The organism is Pseudomonas sp. P9_35 (genome assembly GCF_034008205.1).
In the GTDB taxonomy this organism is placed as follows: Bacteria; Pseudomonadota; Gammaproteobacteria; order Pseudomonadales; family Pseudomonadaceae; genus Aquipseudomonas; species Aquipseudomonas kilonensis.
The window spans coordinates 5,984,647-6,002,397 of sequence record NZ_CP125373.1 but is presented as its reverse complement, the minus strand read 5'-3'; the positions used below and the strand labels follow the sequence as shown (position 1 = coordinate 6,002,397).

The window sequence follows — 17,751 nt, the reverse complement described above, 5'->3', positions numbered from 1 at the left end:
GCGAAATATGGACCCGAAATCGGCAGGCGTAACCGGGTCTGGGTTTGAGGCACGCTAAATCGGTGGCTCGACCGGGTCGTCTGCATCATCGCTGTCGGGAAGTGTATCTGCCGATAATCCACTGACGTTAATAACTATCAGTATTCGACTGTTTGAATGTGTTGCGCTGAGTCCGGTAACGGCTGTTCAGGCCTCGGATAGCTCATGAAGCGGACACGCAGGCAGGTGCCTTGGGCTGATCGTCGTTAGAGGAATCAGGGTGTGCTCGTCGGTAGCCTTGGAAGGCTCGTCAGGAAAGACGTGCACCGCTGGCAAAAGAGCCAGGTCTGACGCGGTGAAGCAGGTTGTCTTGGTCGCGTCTGCGGCTTTGACGGTGAAGCATCAAGCGTTATTCCGCAAATGCCATAAGCCCGGCTTGAAGGCCGGGCTTGGCAGAAGCTTGCTACGAACGTCTGTGTATTAGTACAGACGTACGGCGCGGCGCTGTTCGCGCTGAACTTTCTTGGCGTGACGCTTAACAGCGGCTGCTGCCTTGCGCTTACGCTCAGAAGTCGGCTTCTCGTAGAATTCGCGGCTACGAACTTCAGCCAGAACACCGGCTTTTTCGCAGGAGCGCTTGAAACGACGCAGAGCTACGTCGAAGGGTTCGTTCTCTTTTACTTTGACGGCTGGCATCCAGAGCTACCTTCATTCATTACCGGGGGCAACATCCTCGCGGCAAAAGAGCACTTGAAGACGTCGGTTTTTAAGGGTTGCGGATGTTAACCCCTCAACGCTCGGAATGCAAAGCCTCTGATCGAAAACCGCTGGTCGGGGCACAACGCGGCGACTATTATGCGCGCCTTCGAATTCAGCCTCTACAAGGCGCAAACCCATGCTAGTACTGGGATTAGAAACCTCCTGCGACGAAACTGGTGTCGCACTTTACGACAGTGAGCGCGGCCTGCTGGCCGATGCGCTGTTCAGCCAGATCGACCTGCACCGCGCCTATGGCGGGGTGGTGCCCGAGCTTGCCTCCCGCGATCACGTCAAGCGCATGCTGCCCTTGATCCGCCAGGTCCTGGCCGAAGCTGGCTGCGTGCCGACCGAGATCGACGGCATCGCCTACACCGCTGGCCCGGGCCTGGTGGGCGCGTTGCTGGTGGGCGCCTCCTGTGCCCAGGCGCTGGCCTTTGCCTGGGGGATTCCGGCCCTGGGCGTGCATCACATGGAAGGCCACCTGCTGGCGCCGATGCTGGAGTCGCAACCGCCGCAATTCCCGTTCGTCGCTTTGTTGGTATCGGGCGGCCATACGCAGCTCATTCGGGTCGATGGCATCGGCCAATACGAGTTGCTCGGCGAGACGCTCGATGATGCTGCCGGCGAAGCGTTCGACAAAACTGCAAAAATGATGGGCCTCAATTATCCCGGCGGGCCGGAAATCTCCCGGCTTGCGACGCAAGGGGTCGATGGGCGTTTCGTGTTCCCGCGGCCAATGTGCGACCGTCCCGGCCTGGATTTCAGTTTCAGCGGGTTGAAGACCTTCGCCCTGAACACTTGGCAGCAGTGCGTCAGCGCCGGGGACGACAGCGAGCAAACCCGTTGCGACATCTCGCTGGCGTTCCAGCAGGCCGTGGTGGAGACTTTGACCATCAAGTGCAAGCGCGCCCTCAAGCAGGCCGGGCTCAAGCGCCTGGTGATCGCAGGCGGCGTGAGCGCGAACAAGGCCTTGCGGACATCGCTGGAGAAAATGCTCGGCGACATGAAGGGCGACGTTTACTACGCCCGGCCGGAGTTCTGTACAGATAACGGCGCGATGATTGCCTTTGCCGGTTGCCAGCGCTTGCAGGCCGGCCAGCACGAAAGCCTGGCGATCAGCGTACAGGCGCGCTGGCCGATGGAGCAGTTGGCGCCCCTGTGAAGCGTCATTTAAAAATGCCGTTCGCGCCCGGCGAACAGGTCGCGTAGATTGCCCCGGTGACGCCAGACGATCAGCGCAACCAGCGCGGTCATGGGCAGCAAGGCCGCCGGTTCCTGCCAGGCCAGCAACGGCAGGGTCAGCGGCGTGGCGATCAGCGCGGCCAGGGAGCTGGTGCGGGTCAGGTAGAACGTCAGCAGCCAGGCACAGGCAGCCAGCAGGGCGGCGGGCGGGTACAGGCCCAGCAGCATGCCGGCGGCGGTTGCGACACCCTTGCCGCCACGAAAGCGAAAGTACAGCGGGAATAGATGGCCGATGACGGCGCAGACGCCAATCCAGGCCTGTTGCTGCAACGAGAGCCCTGCGAGGCTGGCGATCAATACCGGGACAAGGCCTTTGCAGAGGTCGCCCAGCAGGGTCAGGATGGCAAGTTTGCGTCCGGCCAGGCGCAGCATGTTGGTGGCGCCGGCATTGCCTGAGCCACTCATTCGCGGATCCGGGCGACCGGTCAGGCGGCTGAGCAAAATGGCGAAGGACAGCGAGCCGAGCAGGTAGGCGAGAATCGCCAGTAACCAAAACATGCTAACTATTCCGGGCGAGGACGCCCTGATTCTAACGGCGCATTGCGCCCTTGTCGTGCTGCGGAGAAGAGTGCTTGGACAGAGTGTTTATCGAGGGCCTGGAAGTCGACACGGTAATCGGGGCCTACGACTGGGAGCGAGGCATCCGACAGTGCCTGCGGCTTGACCTGAGCTTCGCCTGGGACAACCGCCCGGCCGCCGCGGGCGACGACCTGACCCTGGCGCTCGACTACGCCAGCGTATCGTCGCGCATCCAGGCATTTGCCGAACGGGCGCAGTTCCAATTGGTCGAGACCTTTGCCGAGCGACTGGCCCAGGAGCTCATGGATGAGTTCAAGATCACCTGGCTGCGTCTGAAATTAACCAAGCCTGGCGCCGTACCGGCGGCCAGCGGCGTGGGTGTGGAGATCGAGCGCGGATGTCGCTGACTCAGGTTTTTCTCGGGCTCGGCAGCAATATCGAGCGCGAAACCCATCTGTGCGCCGGTCTTGAAGCCTTGGCCGGTTTCCTGGTGGACATCCGCTGTTCGGCCGTGTTCGAGAGCCAGCCGGTGGGTATCAAGAGCGGGCCATTCTTCAATTTCGTCGTCTCGGCCTTCACCGATCTGCCGCTGATGGAGCTGGATCGTCGTCTCAAGTTCATCGAGGCGGACAACGGTCGCTATGCGCCGGACCGCAAGGGGCTGCCGCTGGATATCGACGTGTTGTTGTATGGCGAACAGGTCGGCAACTTCGATGGGTTGATCTTGCCGCGTGCGGAAATCCTCAAGAACGCCTTCGTCCTGTGGCCTTTGTCGTTGATCGCTCCAGATCGGATTCACCCAGGCGTGGGCAAAAGCTTCGCCACTTTGTGGGAAGAATCGCAGATCGACCAGGTGCTGGCGCCGGTGGCTTTCGAATGGCGAGGCCAGCAGCTTACGCCATCGAATCTGCGCTGAAGCGCCTGTCACTATCGCGAGCAAGCTCGCTCCCACAGTGGATCTCGGTTGAACACTAGAGATGTGCTCACTGAAATCCTAATGTGGGAGCGAGCTTGCTCGCGATGACGACGGAACATCCAACACAAATGCAAGCTGATCCAAGATTCCGTCAGCTTGCCGCTTCCTTGTAGGCCTTCAAAGCCCTGAGGCGCTCGCGCTTGATCGCCTCACCCAGCTCCGGTCCCTTGAAGCCCTTCTCCAGCAAGGGCTGCACCGCCACTGCGCGGGCCGCTGCCGCTGCGTCCCGCAAATAATCAGCCTGTGGATAACTTCGCTCTTCAAGCCCTTTGCGTCCCCGCGCATCCATCTCACAGGCTGCGATGAATTCCTCGAAGCGCTGAGGTCGACGGTACACATCGAAGCTCTGCAGCAGCTCAAGCAAAGTGGATGCCTTGAGCTCAAGCGCGCGATGACCATGGGTGTGGTATTGGCCAACCAGTAACGCCAATTCCTGACAGTCGCGGGGCGCCTTGAAGCGTTCGTTGACCGCTTTGATCAGCTTCAGCCCTGTGTGCTCATGGGCGATGTGCCGCGGCCATTCGTGTTGGGGCGTCAGGCCTTTGCCCAGGTCATGGAGCAGGCAGGCCCAGCGGACTGTCAGCGGTTGTTGGTGCAGGGCGGCTTGTTCCAGCACGCTCAGGGTATGGATGCCTGTGTCGATTTCCGGGTGATGGGCCTCAGGCTGGGGCACGCCAAACAGCGCATCGACCTCTGGCATCAGGACCTTGAGGGCCGTGCAGTCGCGCAAGACCTGGATAAATACCTGTGGCTGTTTTTCCATGAGGGCGCGGGAAATTTCTTTCCAGCTGCGCTCGGCCGTCAGAGCTTCCAGCTCGCCGGAATCGCTGAGTTGGCGCATCAGTTCAAGGGTTTCGTCCGCCACCTTGAAACCCAGCGAAGCATAACGCGCGGCGAAGCGGGCAACTCGCAGGACTCGAAGGGGATCTTCGGCGAAAGCGGGGGAAACGTGGCGTAGTACCCGGGCTTCCAAGTCGCGTTGGCCATGGTACGGATCGGTCAGGTTGCCGTGGTCATCTTCGGCCATGGCGTTGATCGTCAGGTCCCGGCGAACCAGATCCTCCTCCAGGGTCACTTCAGGGCTGGCATGGAACACGAAGCCGCCATAGCCTCGGCCGCTCTTGCGTTCGGTGCGGGCGAGGGCGTACTCCTCGCCGCTCTTCGGGTGTAGGAATACCGGAAAATCGGCCCCCACCGGGCGGAACCCCTTGGCGAGCATTTCCTCGGCGGTGGCACCCACCACGACCCGATCGATGTCGGTGACGGGAATGCCTAGCAGGCGGTCGCGAACGGCGCCGCCGACTTTATAGATCTGCATAAAAAACCTCCGTTGGTCCGACAGGATAACCTTTGCGTCGGACGTCCGGAGGTGAAAACGGGCTCAAAGATGAATGACGGCCAGGTCCAGGCGACCGTAGTCTCCTTCGGCTTGTTCGCCTCTGGGTGGCACGTGATGGGTTTTCATCACCTGGTCGCCTTGCAGGGTTTCCAAGTGGATGTCGAAACCCCAGAGGCGATGCAAGTGCTTGAGCACTTCGTCGGTGGAGTCGCCCAGTGGTTTGCGGTTGTGCGCCTGGTGCCGCAGGGTCAGCGAGCGATCCCCGCGGCGGTCGATGCTGTAGATCTGCACATTGGGCTCGCGATTGCCCAGGTTGTACTGCGCCGCCAGGGTTTCGCGAATGATGCGATAGCCGCCCTCATCGTGAATGGCAGGTACCACCAGGTCATCTTTCTGATCGTCATCGAGGATGCTGAACAGTTTCAGGTCGCGGATCACCTTGGGCGAGAGGTACTGCAGGATGAAGCTTTCGTCCTTGAAGCTGCTCATGGCGAATTTAATGGCGGACAACCAGTCCGAACCGGCGATTTCCGGGAACCAGTGACGATCTTCTTCGGTAGGGTTTTCGCACATGCGCCGGATATCGCGGTACATGGCGAAACCCAGTGCGTAGGGGTTGATACCGCTGTAGTACGGGCTGTCGAAGCCAGGTTGGAATACCACGCTGGTGTGGGACGTCAGGAACTCCATCATGAAGCCGTCGGTGACCAGGCCTTCGTCGTACAGATCATTCATCAGCGTGTAGTGCCAGAACGTGGCCCAGCCTTCGTTCATCACTTGGGTTTGGCGCTGTGGATAGAAGTACTGGGCGATCTTGCGCACGATGCGCACGATTTCCCGCTGCCACGGCTCCAGCAGCGGCGCATGTTTTTCAATGAAGTAGAGAATGTTTTCCTGGGGCTCGGCAGGGAACCGGGCATTGTCTTTTTCGTTGTACTTGTCCGCACCTTTGGGAATGGTGCGCCACAGATCGTTGATCTGTTTTTGCAGGTGCTCTTCGCGATCCTTTTGGCGCCGACGTTCTTCTTCGGCGGAAATCGGATACGGCCGCTTGTAGCGGTCCACGCCGTAGTTCATCAGGGCGTGGCAGGAGTCCAGCAGGTCCTCCACCGCGTCGATACCATGGCGTTCCTCGCATTGCATGATGTACTGCTTGGCGAACACCAGGTAATCGATGATCGAGCTGGCATCGGTCCAGGTGCGGAACAGGTAGTTGCCCTTGAAGAAGCTGTTGTGCCCATAGCAAGCATGCGCCACCACCAGGGCCTGCATGCAGATGGTGTTTTCTTCCATCAGGTAGGCGATGCAAGGATCGGAGTTGATGACGATCTCATAGGCCAACCCCATCTGGCCCCGGCTGTAGGATTTCTCGGTGCTGAGGAAGTGCTTGCCGTAGGACCAGTGGTGATAGCCCAGCGGCATGCCGACCGACGCGTAGGCGTCCATCATCTGCTCGGCGGTGATCACCTCGATCTGGTTCGGGTAGGTGTCGAGGGCATAACGGTCCGCGATACGGCTGATTTCGCGGTCGTAGGCCTTGATCAGCTCGAATGTCCATTCGGAGCCGGTGGAAATAGGCTGGCGCTTCTGCTCTTTTTTGGCGGTCATGTCACTAACCTGCGCTGGAAGAGTTCACGGAAGACCGGGTAGATATCCCCGGCCGAGACCAATTGCTGTTGGGCAAATGTGTCGGAAAAAGCTTCGGCAATCCGTTCGTATTCGTACCACAAGGCCTGGTGTTCGCGTGGAGTAATTTCCACGTAGGTGTAGTACTGGACGAACGGCATGATCTGGTTGATCAGGATGTCACGGCAGATCGGCGAATCGTCGTTCCAGTTGTCACCGTCCGACGCCTGGGCTGCATAGATGTTCCATTCGTTGGCGGGGTAGCGCTCGGCCATGATCTCCTGCATCAGCTTCAGGGCGCTGGAGACGATGGTGCCGCCGGTTTCCCTGGAATAGAAGAATTCCTCTTCGTCCACTTCCCGGGCGCTGGTGTGATGGCGGATGAACACTACATCGATCTTGTCGTAGTTCCGTTTCAGGAACAGGTACAACAGGATGAAGAAGCGCTTGGCGATGTCCTTGGTGGCCTGGGTCATGGAACCGGAGACGTCCATCAGGCAGAACATCACCGCCTTGGAGCTGGGGTTTGGCTGTTTCACCAGCAGGTTGTACTTGAGGTCGAACGTGTCGAGGAACGGTACGCGATGGATGCGGGCGCTGAGTTTCTCGATTTCCGCTTCAAGGTCCTGAATGTCGCCAAAATTGTCGGGTTCTTCGCGTTTCAGGCGGGCCAGTTCTTCCTTGGCCTCGCGTAGTTTTGCGCGACTGCTGCCCGACAGCGCGATACGCCGGGCGTGGGCTGAGCGAAGGGTGCGGATAATGTTGATGCGTGACGGATTGCCTTCGTTGCTGATACCGGCACGCACGGTCTTGAAGGTGTCGGTACCGGTCAGGTTGCGCTTGACCAGATTTGGCAGCTCCAGGTCCTCGAACATGAACTCCAGGAATTCCTCCTGGGTGATCTGGAACACGAACTCATCCATGCCTTCGCCGGAGTTGCCGGCCTTGCCGGGGCCCTTGCCGGCGCCTCCGCCCTGGGGACGGGGGATGTGCTCGCCACTGGTGAATTCCTTGTTGCCGGGGTGCACGACGGTCTGTTTGCCACCGCGACCATGGTGAAGCACCGGCTCGTCGATGTCGCGACCGGGGATACTGATCTGTTCGCCGTGTTCCATGTCGGTAATGGAACGACGGCTGACCGCCTCTTCGACGGCCTTCTTGATGTGGTCACGGTAACGCCGCAGAAACCGCTGGCGGTTCACCGTGCTCTTGTTCTTGCCATTAAGGCGTCGGTCGATCACATAGCTCATAGGCCCCTCCGGGGGAGCTTCAAGTCGTAAGCCTCAAGCTGCAAGGAGCGTGGCGTCGAGCCATGGGCTCAACGCCGTTCCCTTGCAGGCTGTAGCTAGAAGCTTGCCGCTGCTTACTGCGATTTCCGGACCCGCAGATACCACTCGGAGAGCAGTCGTACCTGTTTGTCGGTGTAGCCACGTTCGACCATGCGTGTGACGAAATCGTTGTGTTTTTGCTGGTCCTCCTTGCTGGCCTTGGCGTTGAAGCTGATGACTGGCAGCAGGTCTTCGGTGTTGGAGAACATTTTCTTCTCGATGACCACCCGCAGCTTTTCATAGCTGAGCCAGGTTGGGTTCTTGCCGTTGTTGTTGGCCCGGGCGCGCAATACGAAGTTGACGATCTCGTTGCGGAAGTCCTTCGGATTGCTGATGCCCGCCGGTTTCTCGATTTTTTCCAGTTCCTCGTTGAGGGCCACGCGATTGAGTATTTCGCCGGTTTCCGGGTCGCGGTATTCCTGGTCCTGGATCCAGAAGTCTGCGTACAGCACGTAGCGGTCGAAGATGTTCTGGCCGTACTCGCTGTAGGACTCCAGGTACGCCGTCTGGATTTCCTTGCCGATGAACTCGATGTAGCGCGGGGCCAGGTATTCCTTGAGGAAACGCAGGTAGCGCTCGCGGGTTTCGGCCTGGAATTGCTCCTGCTCGATCTGCTGTTCCAGCACATACAGCAGGTGAACCGGGTTGGCCGCGATCTCGTGGGGGTCGAAGTTGAAGACCTTGGACAGGATCTTGAACGCGAAACGTGTGGACAGCCCGTTCATCCCTTCATCGACCCCCGCGTTGTCGCGGTATTCCTGGATCGACTTGGCCTTCGGATCGGTGTCCTTGAGGTTTTCACCGTCGTACACGCGCATCTTCGAATAGATGTTGGAGTTTTCCGGCTCCTTGAGGCGCGACAGTACCGTGAACTGGGCAAGCATCTTCAGGGTGTCGGGTGCGCAATGAGCCTTGGACAGCGAACTGTTGAACAGCAGCTTGTCGTAGATCTTCACCTCATCGCTCACTCGCAGGCAGTACGGCACCTTGACGATGTAGATTCGGTCGATGAAGGCCTCGTTGTTCTTGTTGTTGCGGAAGGTATGCCATTCCGATTCGTTGGAGTGGGCCAGCAGGATGCCGGTGAACGGAATGGCCCCCAGGCCCTCGGTGCTGTTGTAGTTGCCTTCCTGAGTGGCGGTCAGCAGCGGGTGCAGCACCTTGATGGGCGCCTTGAACATTTCGACGAATTCCATCAGGCCCTGGTTGGCCCGGCACAGCGCACCCGAATAGCTGTAGGCGTCGGCGTCGTTCTGTGGGAATTCTTCCAGTTTACGGATATCGACCTTGCCCACCAGGGCGGAAATATCCTGGTTGTTTTCGTCACCCGGTTCGGTCTTGGCCACCGCGATCTGGTTGAGGATCGATGGATAGAGCTTGACCACCTTGAACTGGCTGATGTCACCGCCGAACTCGGCCAGGCGCTTGGTTGCCCATGGCGACATGATGGTATTGAGATAGCGGCGTGGAATGCCGAAGTCTTCCTCGAGGATCGCGCCATCTTCAGTGGCGTTGAAAAGCCCTAGAGGCGATTCGAACACCGGCGAGCCCTTGATGGCGTAGAAGGGCACTTTTTCGATCAGTTGCTTGAGCTTCTCGGCCAGGGACGATTTACCACCACCCACGGGGCCGAGCAGATAAAGGATTTGTTTCTTCTCTTCCAGGCCTTGGGCGGCGTGGCGGAAATAGGACACGATTTGTTCGATGCATTCTTCCATCCCGTGGAAGTCCGCAAAGGCCGGATAGCGGCGAATCACCTTGTTGGAAAAGATTCGCGAGAGCCTCGAGTTGGTCGAGGTATCCAGCAGCTCCGGTTCTCCGATTGCCAGCAACAGACGCTCCGCAGCCGATACATAGGCACTGCGGTCCTGCTTGCAGAGTTCGAGGTATTCCTGCAGCGAGTATTCCTCCTGCCGCGTGGACTCGAAACGTTGCTGGAAGTGGCTAAAAATGCTCATGACGTCACCTCGCTCGATACGTGGAGCCGGTGTCGGATCAATCAGTCGATGCTGGACAGCCGCTGGGAACCCAGTTGCCGTTTTACCCCCCAGAATGCTTTCAAGAATGCAGGCTCTTGAAAGCTGACTCCCGATGACCCGCGCGCCGGTGTACCGGCTCTCCCCTGTTTTGGATGGCCTGAGGCTAAGGATAGTTCGGAATCGCGGAGGTAAAGGTGGAATACGTAATTAGTTATGGCAGACCGTTCGTCTGCCATCGCTCAAGCCCACGGTTCACGCGGGCTTGGGCGGCATAAAAAATTATTCGTGATTGTCTTGCGCTGTTTCTGAAGGAAAAGTCGCACGCCACAATTCAAAACCGCCGTCCAGGCTGTAGACGTCGCTGAAGCCCTGGCTGACCAGATAGGCGGCCGCGCTCTGGCTGGAGTTGCCGTGATAGCAGACCACGACCGTAGGCGCATCGAGGTCGGCGGCACGGATGAAGTCGGCGATGGAATGGTTGTCCAGATGCCGGGAGCCACTGATATGCGAAGCCGCAAAAGTGGCTGGGTCGCGGACATCGACGACGACCGCGCCTTGCTCGCGCAGGGCCTTGGCCTGTTCCGGGGGGATGCGTTTGAATTCGCTCATGAGGGGCTCCTGTAGCTGAAGCGCAACGCCGGTCAAACGGCAGTGCCGGCCGGCAATGGTGCAGTGGTCGGGTGATAGGTTTTGGCGTGGCCCTGTTCATCGCAATCGCAATGCAGTTGCTCGCCAGTGTCGACGTTCATCAGGGTCATGGCGCTGCCCCATACGCAACCGGTATCGAGGGCGAAGACGCCAGGTTCGTCGGATTGTCCGCCCAGTGCCGCCCAGTGCCCGAAAATGATCTTTAGGTTACGGGTCTTGCGCTCACTGTGCTTGAACCAGGGGGCGTAGCCGGGCGGCGCCGTCTCGATGCCTTCCTTGCCCTTGAGATCGAGCTTGCCGTCGCGGGTGCAGAAGCGCATGCGCGTGAAATAATTGGTGATGACGCGAAGACGAGCGCTGCCAGTGAGGTCGTTGTCCCACTTGACCGGCTCGTTGCCGTACATGCCATCCAGGTAGGGGGCGAACAGGTTGTCGTCGCGCAATGCCTGTTCGACTTCGCCAGCGCACTTGAGCGCCTTGCGCAGGGACCACTGGGGCGGGATGCCGGCATGGACCAGTGCAAGGTTGCGCGCCTCGTCGTAGTGCATGAGCTTCTGCTGGCGCAACCACTCCAGCAATTCAACGCAATCGGGTGCGTCGAGGATTTCGCTCAAGGTGTCGGACTTTTTCAGGCGCTCGATGTTCTGCCAGGCAGCCAGCAGATGCAGGTCGTGGTTACCGAGCACGCACACCAGCGACTGACGAATGCTGTAGAGAAAGCGCAAGGTCTCGAGGGATTGCGGGCCACGGTTGACCAGGTCGCCCACCAGCCACAGCGTGTCTTTTTGAGGATCGAAAGCAACGCGCTCCAGCAAGCATTTGAGCGGGTCGAGGCAGCCTTGCAGGTCGCCGACCGCATACGTGGCCATTAGTGCAGGGCTCCGGGCACGGCCAGGCGAAAGGGCTTGATGACGGCGTCGAAGCGTTTGCCGTCCTCGGCCAGCATCTGGTAGGTGCCCTGCATGGTGCCGACCTTGCTCGTCATCACCGTGCCGCTGCTGTAGCTGTGGCTTTTGCCTGCCTCGATCAACGGCTGCTGGCCGACCACACCTTCGCCACGCACTTCTTCGACATGGCCATCGCCGTCGGTGATGATCCAATGCCGTGACAGCAGCCTGGCCGGCAAGGAGCCGTTATTGCGCACGGTAATGCTGTAGGCGAAAGCGAAGCGGTCATGCTCGGGTTGCGACTGTTCTGCCAGAAAACGGGTGGTGACGCTGACGTCGACCTGGTAACGAGGATCGGACATGCAAAAAGGCCTTAAAAACGAAGCGGGACGCGGGCGCGACTCAAGGGATCAGTCTAGGCCAAGTATCGGGTAGTAGACCAGACTGGCGTACTGCCCGATAGCGATCGTCACCCGTTCAGTTGGCGTCGACTTGCGGGGCGACCTGTTCACTGAGTTTGTCGGCCAGGCGCACGAACGCAGCCAGGTCCAACTGCTCTGGGCGCAGGCTGCCATCGACGCCGGCGGCTTCGATTTCGGTGCTGCTGAGCAATAGTTTCAAGGTGTTGCGCAAGGTCTTGCGACGCTGGTTGAACGCTTCACGTACCACCCGCTCCAGCAGGCGATGATCCTTGGCCGGGTGCGGCAGGACGGCATGGGGTACCAGGCGGACAATGGCCGAGTCGACTTTCGGCGGCGGGTTGAACGCACCCGGGCCTACGTTGAACAGGTGTTCGACCCGGCAATGGTACTGGACCATGATCGACAGGCGACCCCAGTCACCACCGCCAGGGCCGGCGGCGAGGCGCTCGACCACTTCCTTTTGCAGCATGAAGTGCATGTCGCGGATCAGGCCGGCGTTGCTCAGCAGGTGGAAGATCAGCGGCGTGGAGATGTTGTACGGCAGGTTTCCCACCACCCGCAGGCTGTTCGGCGCGGCGTTCAGGCTATTGAAGTCGAACTTCAGCGCGTCGCCCTGGTGCAGGCTGAAATTGCTCCTGCCGGCGAACTGCTGGTTGAGGATCGGGACCAGGTCCTTGTCCAGTTCCACCACATCGAGTTGCGCGCCGCTATCGAGCAGACCCTCGGTCAGGGCGCCCTGGCCCGGGCCGATTTCCAGCAGGCGGTCGTCGGGCTTGGCCCGGATCGAGCGCAGGATGCGATCGATCACGCCGGCGTCATGCAGGAAGTTCTGGCCGAAACGCTTGCGCGCGCGGTGTTGGTATTGCTCGGTCATAAATGGGTCTCGGCCATCTGGTAGGCGGTTTCCAGCGCGACTTGCAGGCTGCCGGTATCGATCTTGCCGCTGCCGGCCAGGTCCAGGGCAGTGCCATGGTCCACGGAGGTGCGGATGATCGGCAGGCCCAGCGTCACGTTGACCGCCGCGCCGAAACCTTTGTACTTCAGCACGGGCAGGCCCTGGTCGTGGTACATCGCCAGCACCGCGTCGCAGTGCTCCAGATATTTTGGGGTAAACAGAGTGTCGGCAGGCAGCGGGCCACGCAGGTCCATGCCCTCGCTGCGCAAGCGCTCCAAGGTGGGTTCGATGATGTCGATTTCTTCACGGCCCAGGTGTCCGCCTTCACCGGCATGGGGGTTGAGCCCACAGACGAGGATGCGTGGCCGGGCGATGCCGAATTTTTCCTGCAGGTCGGCGTGCAGGATGCGCGTGACCCGCTCCAGGCGTTCCGGGGTGATGGCGTCGGCGATGTCCCGCAAGGGCAGGTGAGTGGTCACCAGGGCCACTCGCAGGCCACGGGTGGCGAGCATCATCACTACTTGCTCGGTGTGGGTCAGCTCAGCCAGGAACTCGGTGTGCCCGGAAAAGGCAATCCCGGACTCGTTGATCACACCCTTGTGCACCGGTGCGGTGATCATGCCTGCGAACGACCCGTCCAGGCAGCCTTCGCCTGCGCGGGTCAGGGTTTGCAGGACGAACGCGGCGTTGGTCTTGTCCAACTGCCCTGTGACGACCGGAGCGCCCAGGGGCGTATCCCAGACATACAGGCTGTTGGCGGGCGCCGGGACGTCCGGCCAGGCCTGCGGTGTCACGGGCAACAGGTTGACGACCACCCCCAGTTGCGCGGCCCGCTCAAGGAGCAGGTCGCGACTGGTGATGGCTATCAGGGGATGTGGCTGGGCTTGCGAGGCGAGCAGCAGGCACAGGTCGGGACCGATGCCGGCTGGTTCGCCGGGAGTCAGCGCGAAACGCTTGGGTTTCACTGCGCTGCCTGGTCTGCACCAGGAAGTTTGATTTCAACGTAGGCTTCGTCGCGAATCTGACGCAGCCAGGTTTGCAGCTCTTCGTCGTATTTGCGGTTGCGCAAGACAGTCATTGCCTGCTGTTCGCGAGCCTGGGTGGTGCTGTCAGTGGCGCGGCGGCCAAGGACTTCCAGCACGTGCCAGCCATAAGGGCTCTTGAACGGTTTGGACAGCTGGCCTTGCGGCGTGTCGGCCATGACCTGGCGGAACTCGGGAACCAGTGCATTGGGGTCAACCCAATTCAGGTCGCCGCCGTTGAGGGCAGAGCCCGGGTCTTCCGAGAAATTTTTCGCCAGTTCAGCAAAGTCTTCACCCGCTTCGATGCGGTCGTAGAGTTTCTCCGCCAGGCGCTTGGTCTCGGCTTCGCTGCGAATCTCGCTTGGCTTGATCAGGATGTGGCGAACATGCACTTCGTCACGGACCTGGGTTCCACCACCGCGCTTCTCCAGCACTTTCAGGATGATGAAGCCGCCTGGCGTACGCGCTGGTTGGGTGATGTCGCCCACGGCCATGGCGCTCAGTTCGCGGTCGAACGGAGGCGGCAGTTGAGCGGGCTTGCGCCAGCCCATGTCACCGCCTTCCAGGGCGTTGTCGCTGCCCGACTTGGCAATGGCCATCTGACCGAAATCAGCGCCTTGCTTGAGCTGCTGGTAGACATCCATTGCCTGGCGATAAGCGCTCTGGATCGCTTCGGAGTTGGCGCTTTCCGGCGTCGGAATCAGGATGTTCGCCAAGTGCAGTTCTTCGGAAAGCTGCATCTTGCCCAGGTCGGAAGCGAGGAAGTTCTTCACTTCCTGCTCCGACACCTGGATGCGTTCGGCCACACGGCGCTGACGCACACGGCTGATGACCATTTCGCGGCGGATCTGATCGCGGGCGTCCTCGTAGGAGAGGCCGTCGCGAGCCAGGGCGGCCCGGAACTGGTCGATGCTCATGTTGTTGCGCTGGGCAATGGTGCCAACGGCCTGGTTCAGTTCTTCATCGGTAATGCGAATGCCGGAGCGTTCGCCAATCTGCAACTGCAGGTTTTCGACGATCAGGCGTTCGAGCACTTGCTGGTCCAGTACGCCTGGTGGCGGCTGGCCACCGCCGCGCTTGGCGATGGTTTGCTGCACTTCATGGACGCGCTGGTCCAGCTGGCTCTGCATGACCACGTCGTTGTCGACGATGGCCACCACTTTATCGATGGACTGTACCGCGGCGTTGGCCGCGGTACCCAGGAACAGCGCGCCCAGCATCAGCGGGCGCAGACAATCAGAAAGCTTGGTCTTCACGTTCACGATAACCTTGGATGCCTTTGTCGAGGAAGCTCTCTACCTTGGCGCCAGTAAGGCCGCCGAGTCCCTTCAGAACAATTTGGAGGAAGACGCCGTGGTCGCCTTTTTCGTTTTCCGGGGCGGCTTGACTGAACTCTTCATAGTCGACCCAGTAACGGTTGATCAGGCGCAGTTTCCAGCAGCAGTTGTCATATTCGAAACCACCGAAGGCTTCCAGGGTGCGGTTGCGGTTGTAGTCATACTGCCAGCGGCTGATTGCGTTCCACTGCGGCACGATCGGCCAGATGACCGAGAAGTCGTGCTGCTTGATCTTGTAGTAGTCCTTCACGTAGTTCGGATCACCCGGCCTGCCGTAGTCGCCACCCCCCACTTGCCATTGACCAGTGGTCTCGTCGTAACGGACCTGGTCGTTGCGATAGCGATAACCGGCGTTGATGACCTTGTTCGGGTTGTCTTCCGGCTGGTAGTGGAACATCGCGCTGCCCGAACGAGGGCTGCGGGTGTCCGGATCCCAGTTGTAGGTGGCGGTGGTGCGCCAGTCGCGGTTCCAGCGGTATTCGTATTCCAGCGCGTATGGAGAGACGTCCGACTTGGCGTCTTCGCGGGTCTCGAAGTCGATGCCAGGCAGTTGGACCTTGCGATCCTTGAAATAGAACGCCTGGCCAACGGCGACACGTTGGCGTTCGAAGCCGTTGTCTTCAATCCAGCGGCTGGTTACGCCCAGGGACAGCTTGTTTTCGTCCCCGACACGGTCGGAGCCGGTGAAGCGGTTGTCGCGGAACAGCGAGGAATAGCTGAAAGTCGATTCGCTGGTATCGAAGACTGGGATATCGCTCTGATCCTTCTCCGGTACATAGAGGTAGAACAGGCGTGGTTCCAGGGTCTGGCGATAGTTGGTACCGAACCATTGTGTGTTGCGATCGAAGTACAGGCCGCTGTCGACGCTGGCGATAGGAACACTGCGGTTTGGCGTGCTGTCGTAGCTGTTCCCAACGGCGCTCTTGCCCCTACCATCCAGATCCAAATCGTATTGGGTGTACTGGTACTTGAGGGATGGCTTGATATAGCCGTAGGACGCGGTCATCGGCAGGCTGATAACTGGCGCCAGGTTCATGCGGTCGCCGTTGGCCCGTGCCAAGCCTGCGACGCGAGTATCGAGGAAGGGCTCAGTATTACCGTCTTCGTCGGTGTAGTTACCGGTCCGCAAATCACGATCAAATCGCACCAACTCTGTCTTGTACGCGAAATCCAGGCCATACGGATGTTCGGGCAGGGAGCCATTGAAGGTGATCTGGGGCAGGCGATTATAGGGCGTGATCTTCGAAATCGTCGCCATCTGGTAAGCCTGGGCATTCAAGCGGGCGACATAATTATCGCCGCGATAGCTGACTACACCTTGCTGGTTCACGAAGTCCCTGGACTCGACACCGATCTGATCGGTCTGCAGATCCTGGAAATAGTAAGGATCGCTGATCTTGGTGTAGTCGACTTCCGTCAGCACGCGCGAATCGAGACCGCCCTTGTGCTGCCAGTTGTACATGTAGCGCGTCTTGTCGTAGTCGGTCTGCCCGCTGCGCTCATCGTCTTCGTCGTTGAGGTACGCCGCGCCGAACTGACCTTCGCTGGACTTGGTCAGGTAGCGGAACTCGCCTTCCATCAACAGGCCACGCTTGCCCATGTATCGCGGGTACAACGTGGCATCGTAGTTCGGTGCCAGGTTGAAGTAGTACGGGGTAACCAGCAGGAAGCCGGTATCGCTGCCGCTGCCGATGGTCGGCGGCAGGAAGCCGGACTGGCGACGGTCGTCGATCGGGAAGTAAATGTAAGGCGTGTACAGGACTGGAATGTCCTTGACCCGCAGCGTCACGTTGGTCGCGGTACCGAAGCCGGTGGCCGGGTTCAGGGTGATGTTGTTGCCCTTGAGCGTCCAGGCGTTGCTGTTCGGTTCGCACGTGGTGTACGTACCGTCCTTGAGGCGGATGATCGCGTTCTCGGCGCGCTTGGCGTACAGCGCGTTACCACGGATGCGCGATTTGTGCATGACGTATTCGGCGTTGTCGACCTTGGCTTCGCCGGTGTCCAGCTGTACATCGGCATGGTCGCCGACGATCAGTGCGCCGTTGTCGCGAACCCGCACGTTGCCGCTCAGCTCACCACGGTTCTCGGCCTGGTACAGGCTGGCCTCGTCGGCCTCGACCTGCATGCTGCCCTGGCGCATGACCACATCGCCGGCCAGGGTCGCCACCTGTTCTTCCTGCTGATAGCGTGAAGCCTTGGCGCCGAGGAAGGTAGGAGCGTCGCTCTTGGCCGTCTTGTCGTTCATGCCAGGACGGGTTGGCTCGATATAGGCACCCGAGCAGTAAGGGCCGGTTTCAGCCAATTGCGCCGGGGTGAGGTTCTCCCGTGGAACCCAATCGAGGTGACTGTAGTCTGCACTGCGTGACTTCAGGCCACGGCCCTTGGCTTCGGTAACGAGCATCGGCTTTTCGCCGGCTTCCTCGCCCGAGCTGCTGTCGGCCGCAGCGGCGCCGCTGTCGGAAACCGCACTGCCATCATGCACGGGACGCGGCGGCAACGCGGCGGCCGGTGTCTTGGGCGCACAGTCCCAGGCACCCGAAGCGGAGACGGAGCAGTCATACTGCTGCGCCGCGACGACGAATGAAGAGGCCAGGGGTTGCAGGGCCAGCAGACTGCCGGTGACCAGCAACGGAAATTTTTTACGAAACGCGGGGGATTTCAATGCCATCTTATTAGTCCGGGCTTCCTGCGTGCCATCTGCCCGCGGTGTGGGCCGCACGCCTCTCGATGGTCTGAAAAAGATGCTGGATAATAAAGCATGACCCGCTTGACGGCTAGCGCCGTCGGAGACCC

Annotated in this window: 16 protein-coding genes; 3 read left to right on the top strand and 13 right to left on the bottom strand. The window is 60.1% G+C overall.

Annotated features, from left to right (window positions below; genetic code table 11):
• Positions 1–459: 459 nt before the first annotated feature.
• Positions 460–675, bottom strand: coding sequence for a 30S ribosomal protein S21 (gene rpsU / locus QMK47_RS26780; RefSeq protein ID WP_002551877.1), 216 nt, complete (start codon positions 673–675; stop codon positions 460–462).
• A 199-nt stretch (positions 676–874) separates the two neighbouring features.
• Here rpsU and tsaD point away from each other — a divergent pair, with 199 nt between their 5' ends.
• Positions 875–1,900: a tRNA (adenosine(37)-N6)-threonylcarbamoyltransferase complex transferase subunit TsaD gene (gene tsaD / locus QMK47_RS26775; protein ID WP_253469943.1), complete on the top strand. Its 1,026-nt coding sequence runs from the start codon at positions 875–877 to the stop codon at positions 1,898–1,900.
• Positions 1,901–1,908: 8 nt separating this feature from the next.
• Here tsaD and plsY read toward each other — a convergent pair whose 3' ends face one another.
• Positions 1,909–2,478 carry a glycerol-3-phosphate 1-O-acyltransferase PlsY gene (gene plsY / locus QMK47_RS26770; RefSeq protein ID WP_249877205.1) on the bottom strand — a complete coding sequence of 190 codons (570 nt, stop codon included), beginning with the start codon at positions 2,476–2,478 and terminating at the stop codon, positions 1,909–1,911.
• A 74-nt stretch (positions 2,479–2,552) separates the two neighbouring features.
• Here plsY and folB point away from each other — a divergent pair, with 74 nt between their 5' ends.
• Entirely contained in the window at positions 2,553–2,906 is a 354-nt protein-coding gene (folB, locus tag QMK47_RS26765; RefSeq protein WP_253469940.1) for a dihydroneopterin aldolase, read from the top strand.
• The gene (gene folK, locus QMK47_RS26760; protein WP_253469937.1) at positions 2,897–3,415 is read left to right on the top strand and encodes a 2-amino-4-hydroxy-6-hydroxymethyldihydropteridine diphosphokinase; all 519 of its coding nucleotides are present in this window, start codon (positions 2,897–2,899) and stop codon (positions 3,413–3,415) included. The genes folB and folK overlap by 10 nt, the downstream gene beginning before the upstream one ends.
• A gap of 151 nt (positions 3,416–3,566) precedes the next feature.
• On the opposite strand, the gene QMK47_RS26755 is transcribed toward folK, so the two are convergent.
• The 11 genes from QMK47_RS26755 to QMK47_RS26705 all read right to left on the bottom strand — a co-directional run bounded on the left by QMK47_RS26755 (position 3,567) and on the right by QMK47_RS26705 (position 17,626).
• Complete coding sequence (locus QMK47_RS26755) at positions 3,567–4,793, bottom strand: multifunctional CCA addition/repair protein (protein ID WP_320389538.1); 1,227 nt, start codon at positions 4,791–4,793, stop codon at positions 3,567–3,569.
• A 63-nt stretch (positions 4,794–4,856) separates the two neighbouring features.
• A complete protein-coding gene (locus tag QMK47_RS26750) occupies positions 4,857–6,422 on the bottom strand; it encodes a SpoVR family protein (RefSeq protein ID WP_253469931.1) in 1,566 nt (521 codons plus the stop codon).
• The gene (locus tag QMK47_RS26745) at positions 6,419–7,690 is read right to left on the bottom strand and encodes a YeaH/YhbH family protein (RefSeq protein ID WP_014340517.1); all 1,272 of its coding nucleotides are present in this window, start codon (positions 7,688–7,690) and stop codon (positions 6,419–6,421) included. Before QMK47_RS26745 ends, QMK47_RS26750 begins: the two co-directional genes overlap by 4 nt.
• 113 nt (positions 7,691–7,803) lie before the next feature.
• Positions 7,804–9,726, bottom strand: a complete 1,923-nt coding sequence (locus QMK47_RS26740; RefSeq protein WP_253469928.1) for a PrkA family serine protein kinase — start codon at positions 9,724–9,726, stop codon at positions 7,804–7,806.
• Between the two features lie 300 nt (positions 9,727–10,026).
• Positions 10,027–10,356, bottom strand: a complete 330-nt coding sequence (gene glpE / locus QMK47_RS26735) for a thiosulfate sulfurtransferase GlpE (protein WP_253469925.1) — start codon at positions 10,354–10,356, stop codon at positions 10,027–10,029.
• 32 nt (positions 10,357–10,388) lie between these two features.
• Complete coding sequence (locus QMK47_RS26730) at positions 10,389–11,264, bottom strand: symmetrical bis(5'-nucleosyl)-tetraphosphatase (protein WP_253469922.1); 876 nt, start codon at positions 11,262–11,264, stop codon at positions 10,389–10,391.
• A complete protein-coding gene (apaG, locus tag QMK47_RS26725; RefSeq protein WP_214509852.1) occupies positions 11,264–11,644 on the bottom strand; it encodes a Co2+/Mg2+ efflux protein ApaG in 381 nt (126 codons plus the stop codon). The genes QMK47_RS26730 and apaG overlap by 1 nt, the downstream gene beginning before the upstream one ends.
• A 115-nt stretch (positions 11,645–11,759) precedes the next feature.
• A complete protein-coding gene (gene rsmA, locus QMK47_RS26720; protein WP_018607222.1) occupies positions 11,760–12,578 on the bottom strand; it encodes a 16S rRNA (adenine(1518)-N(6)/adenine(1519)-N(6))-dimethyltransferase RsmA in 819 nt (272 codons plus the stop codon).
• Positions 12,575–13,564: a 4-hydroxythreonine-4-phosphate dehydrogenase PdxA gene (gene pdxA / locus QMK47_RS26715; RefSeq protein ID WP_214509851.1), complete on the bottom strand. Its 990-nt coding sequence runs from the start codon at positions 13,562–13,564 to the stop codon at positions 12,575–12,577. The genes rsmA and pdxA overlap by 4 nt, the downstream gene beginning before the upstream one ends.
• On the bottom strand, positions 13,561–14,877 hold the full coding sequence (gene surA, locus QMK47_RS26710; protein WP_152667581.1) for a peptidylprolyl isomerase SurA: 1,317 nt from the start codon (positions 14,875–14,877) through the stop codon (positions 13,561–13,563). The genes pdxA and surA overlap by 4 nt, the downstream gene beginning before the upstream one ends.
• Positions 14,858–17,626 carry an LPS-assembly protein LptD gene (locus tag QMK47_RS26705; protein WP_253469919.1) on the bottom strand — a complete coding sequence of 923 codons (2,769 nt, stop codon included), beginning with the start codon at positions 17,624–17,626 and terminating at the stop codon, positions 14,858–14,860. The genes surA and QMK47_RS26705 overlap by 20 nt, the downstream gene beginning before the upstream one ends.
• Positions 17,627–17,751: the final 125 nt, after the last annotated feature.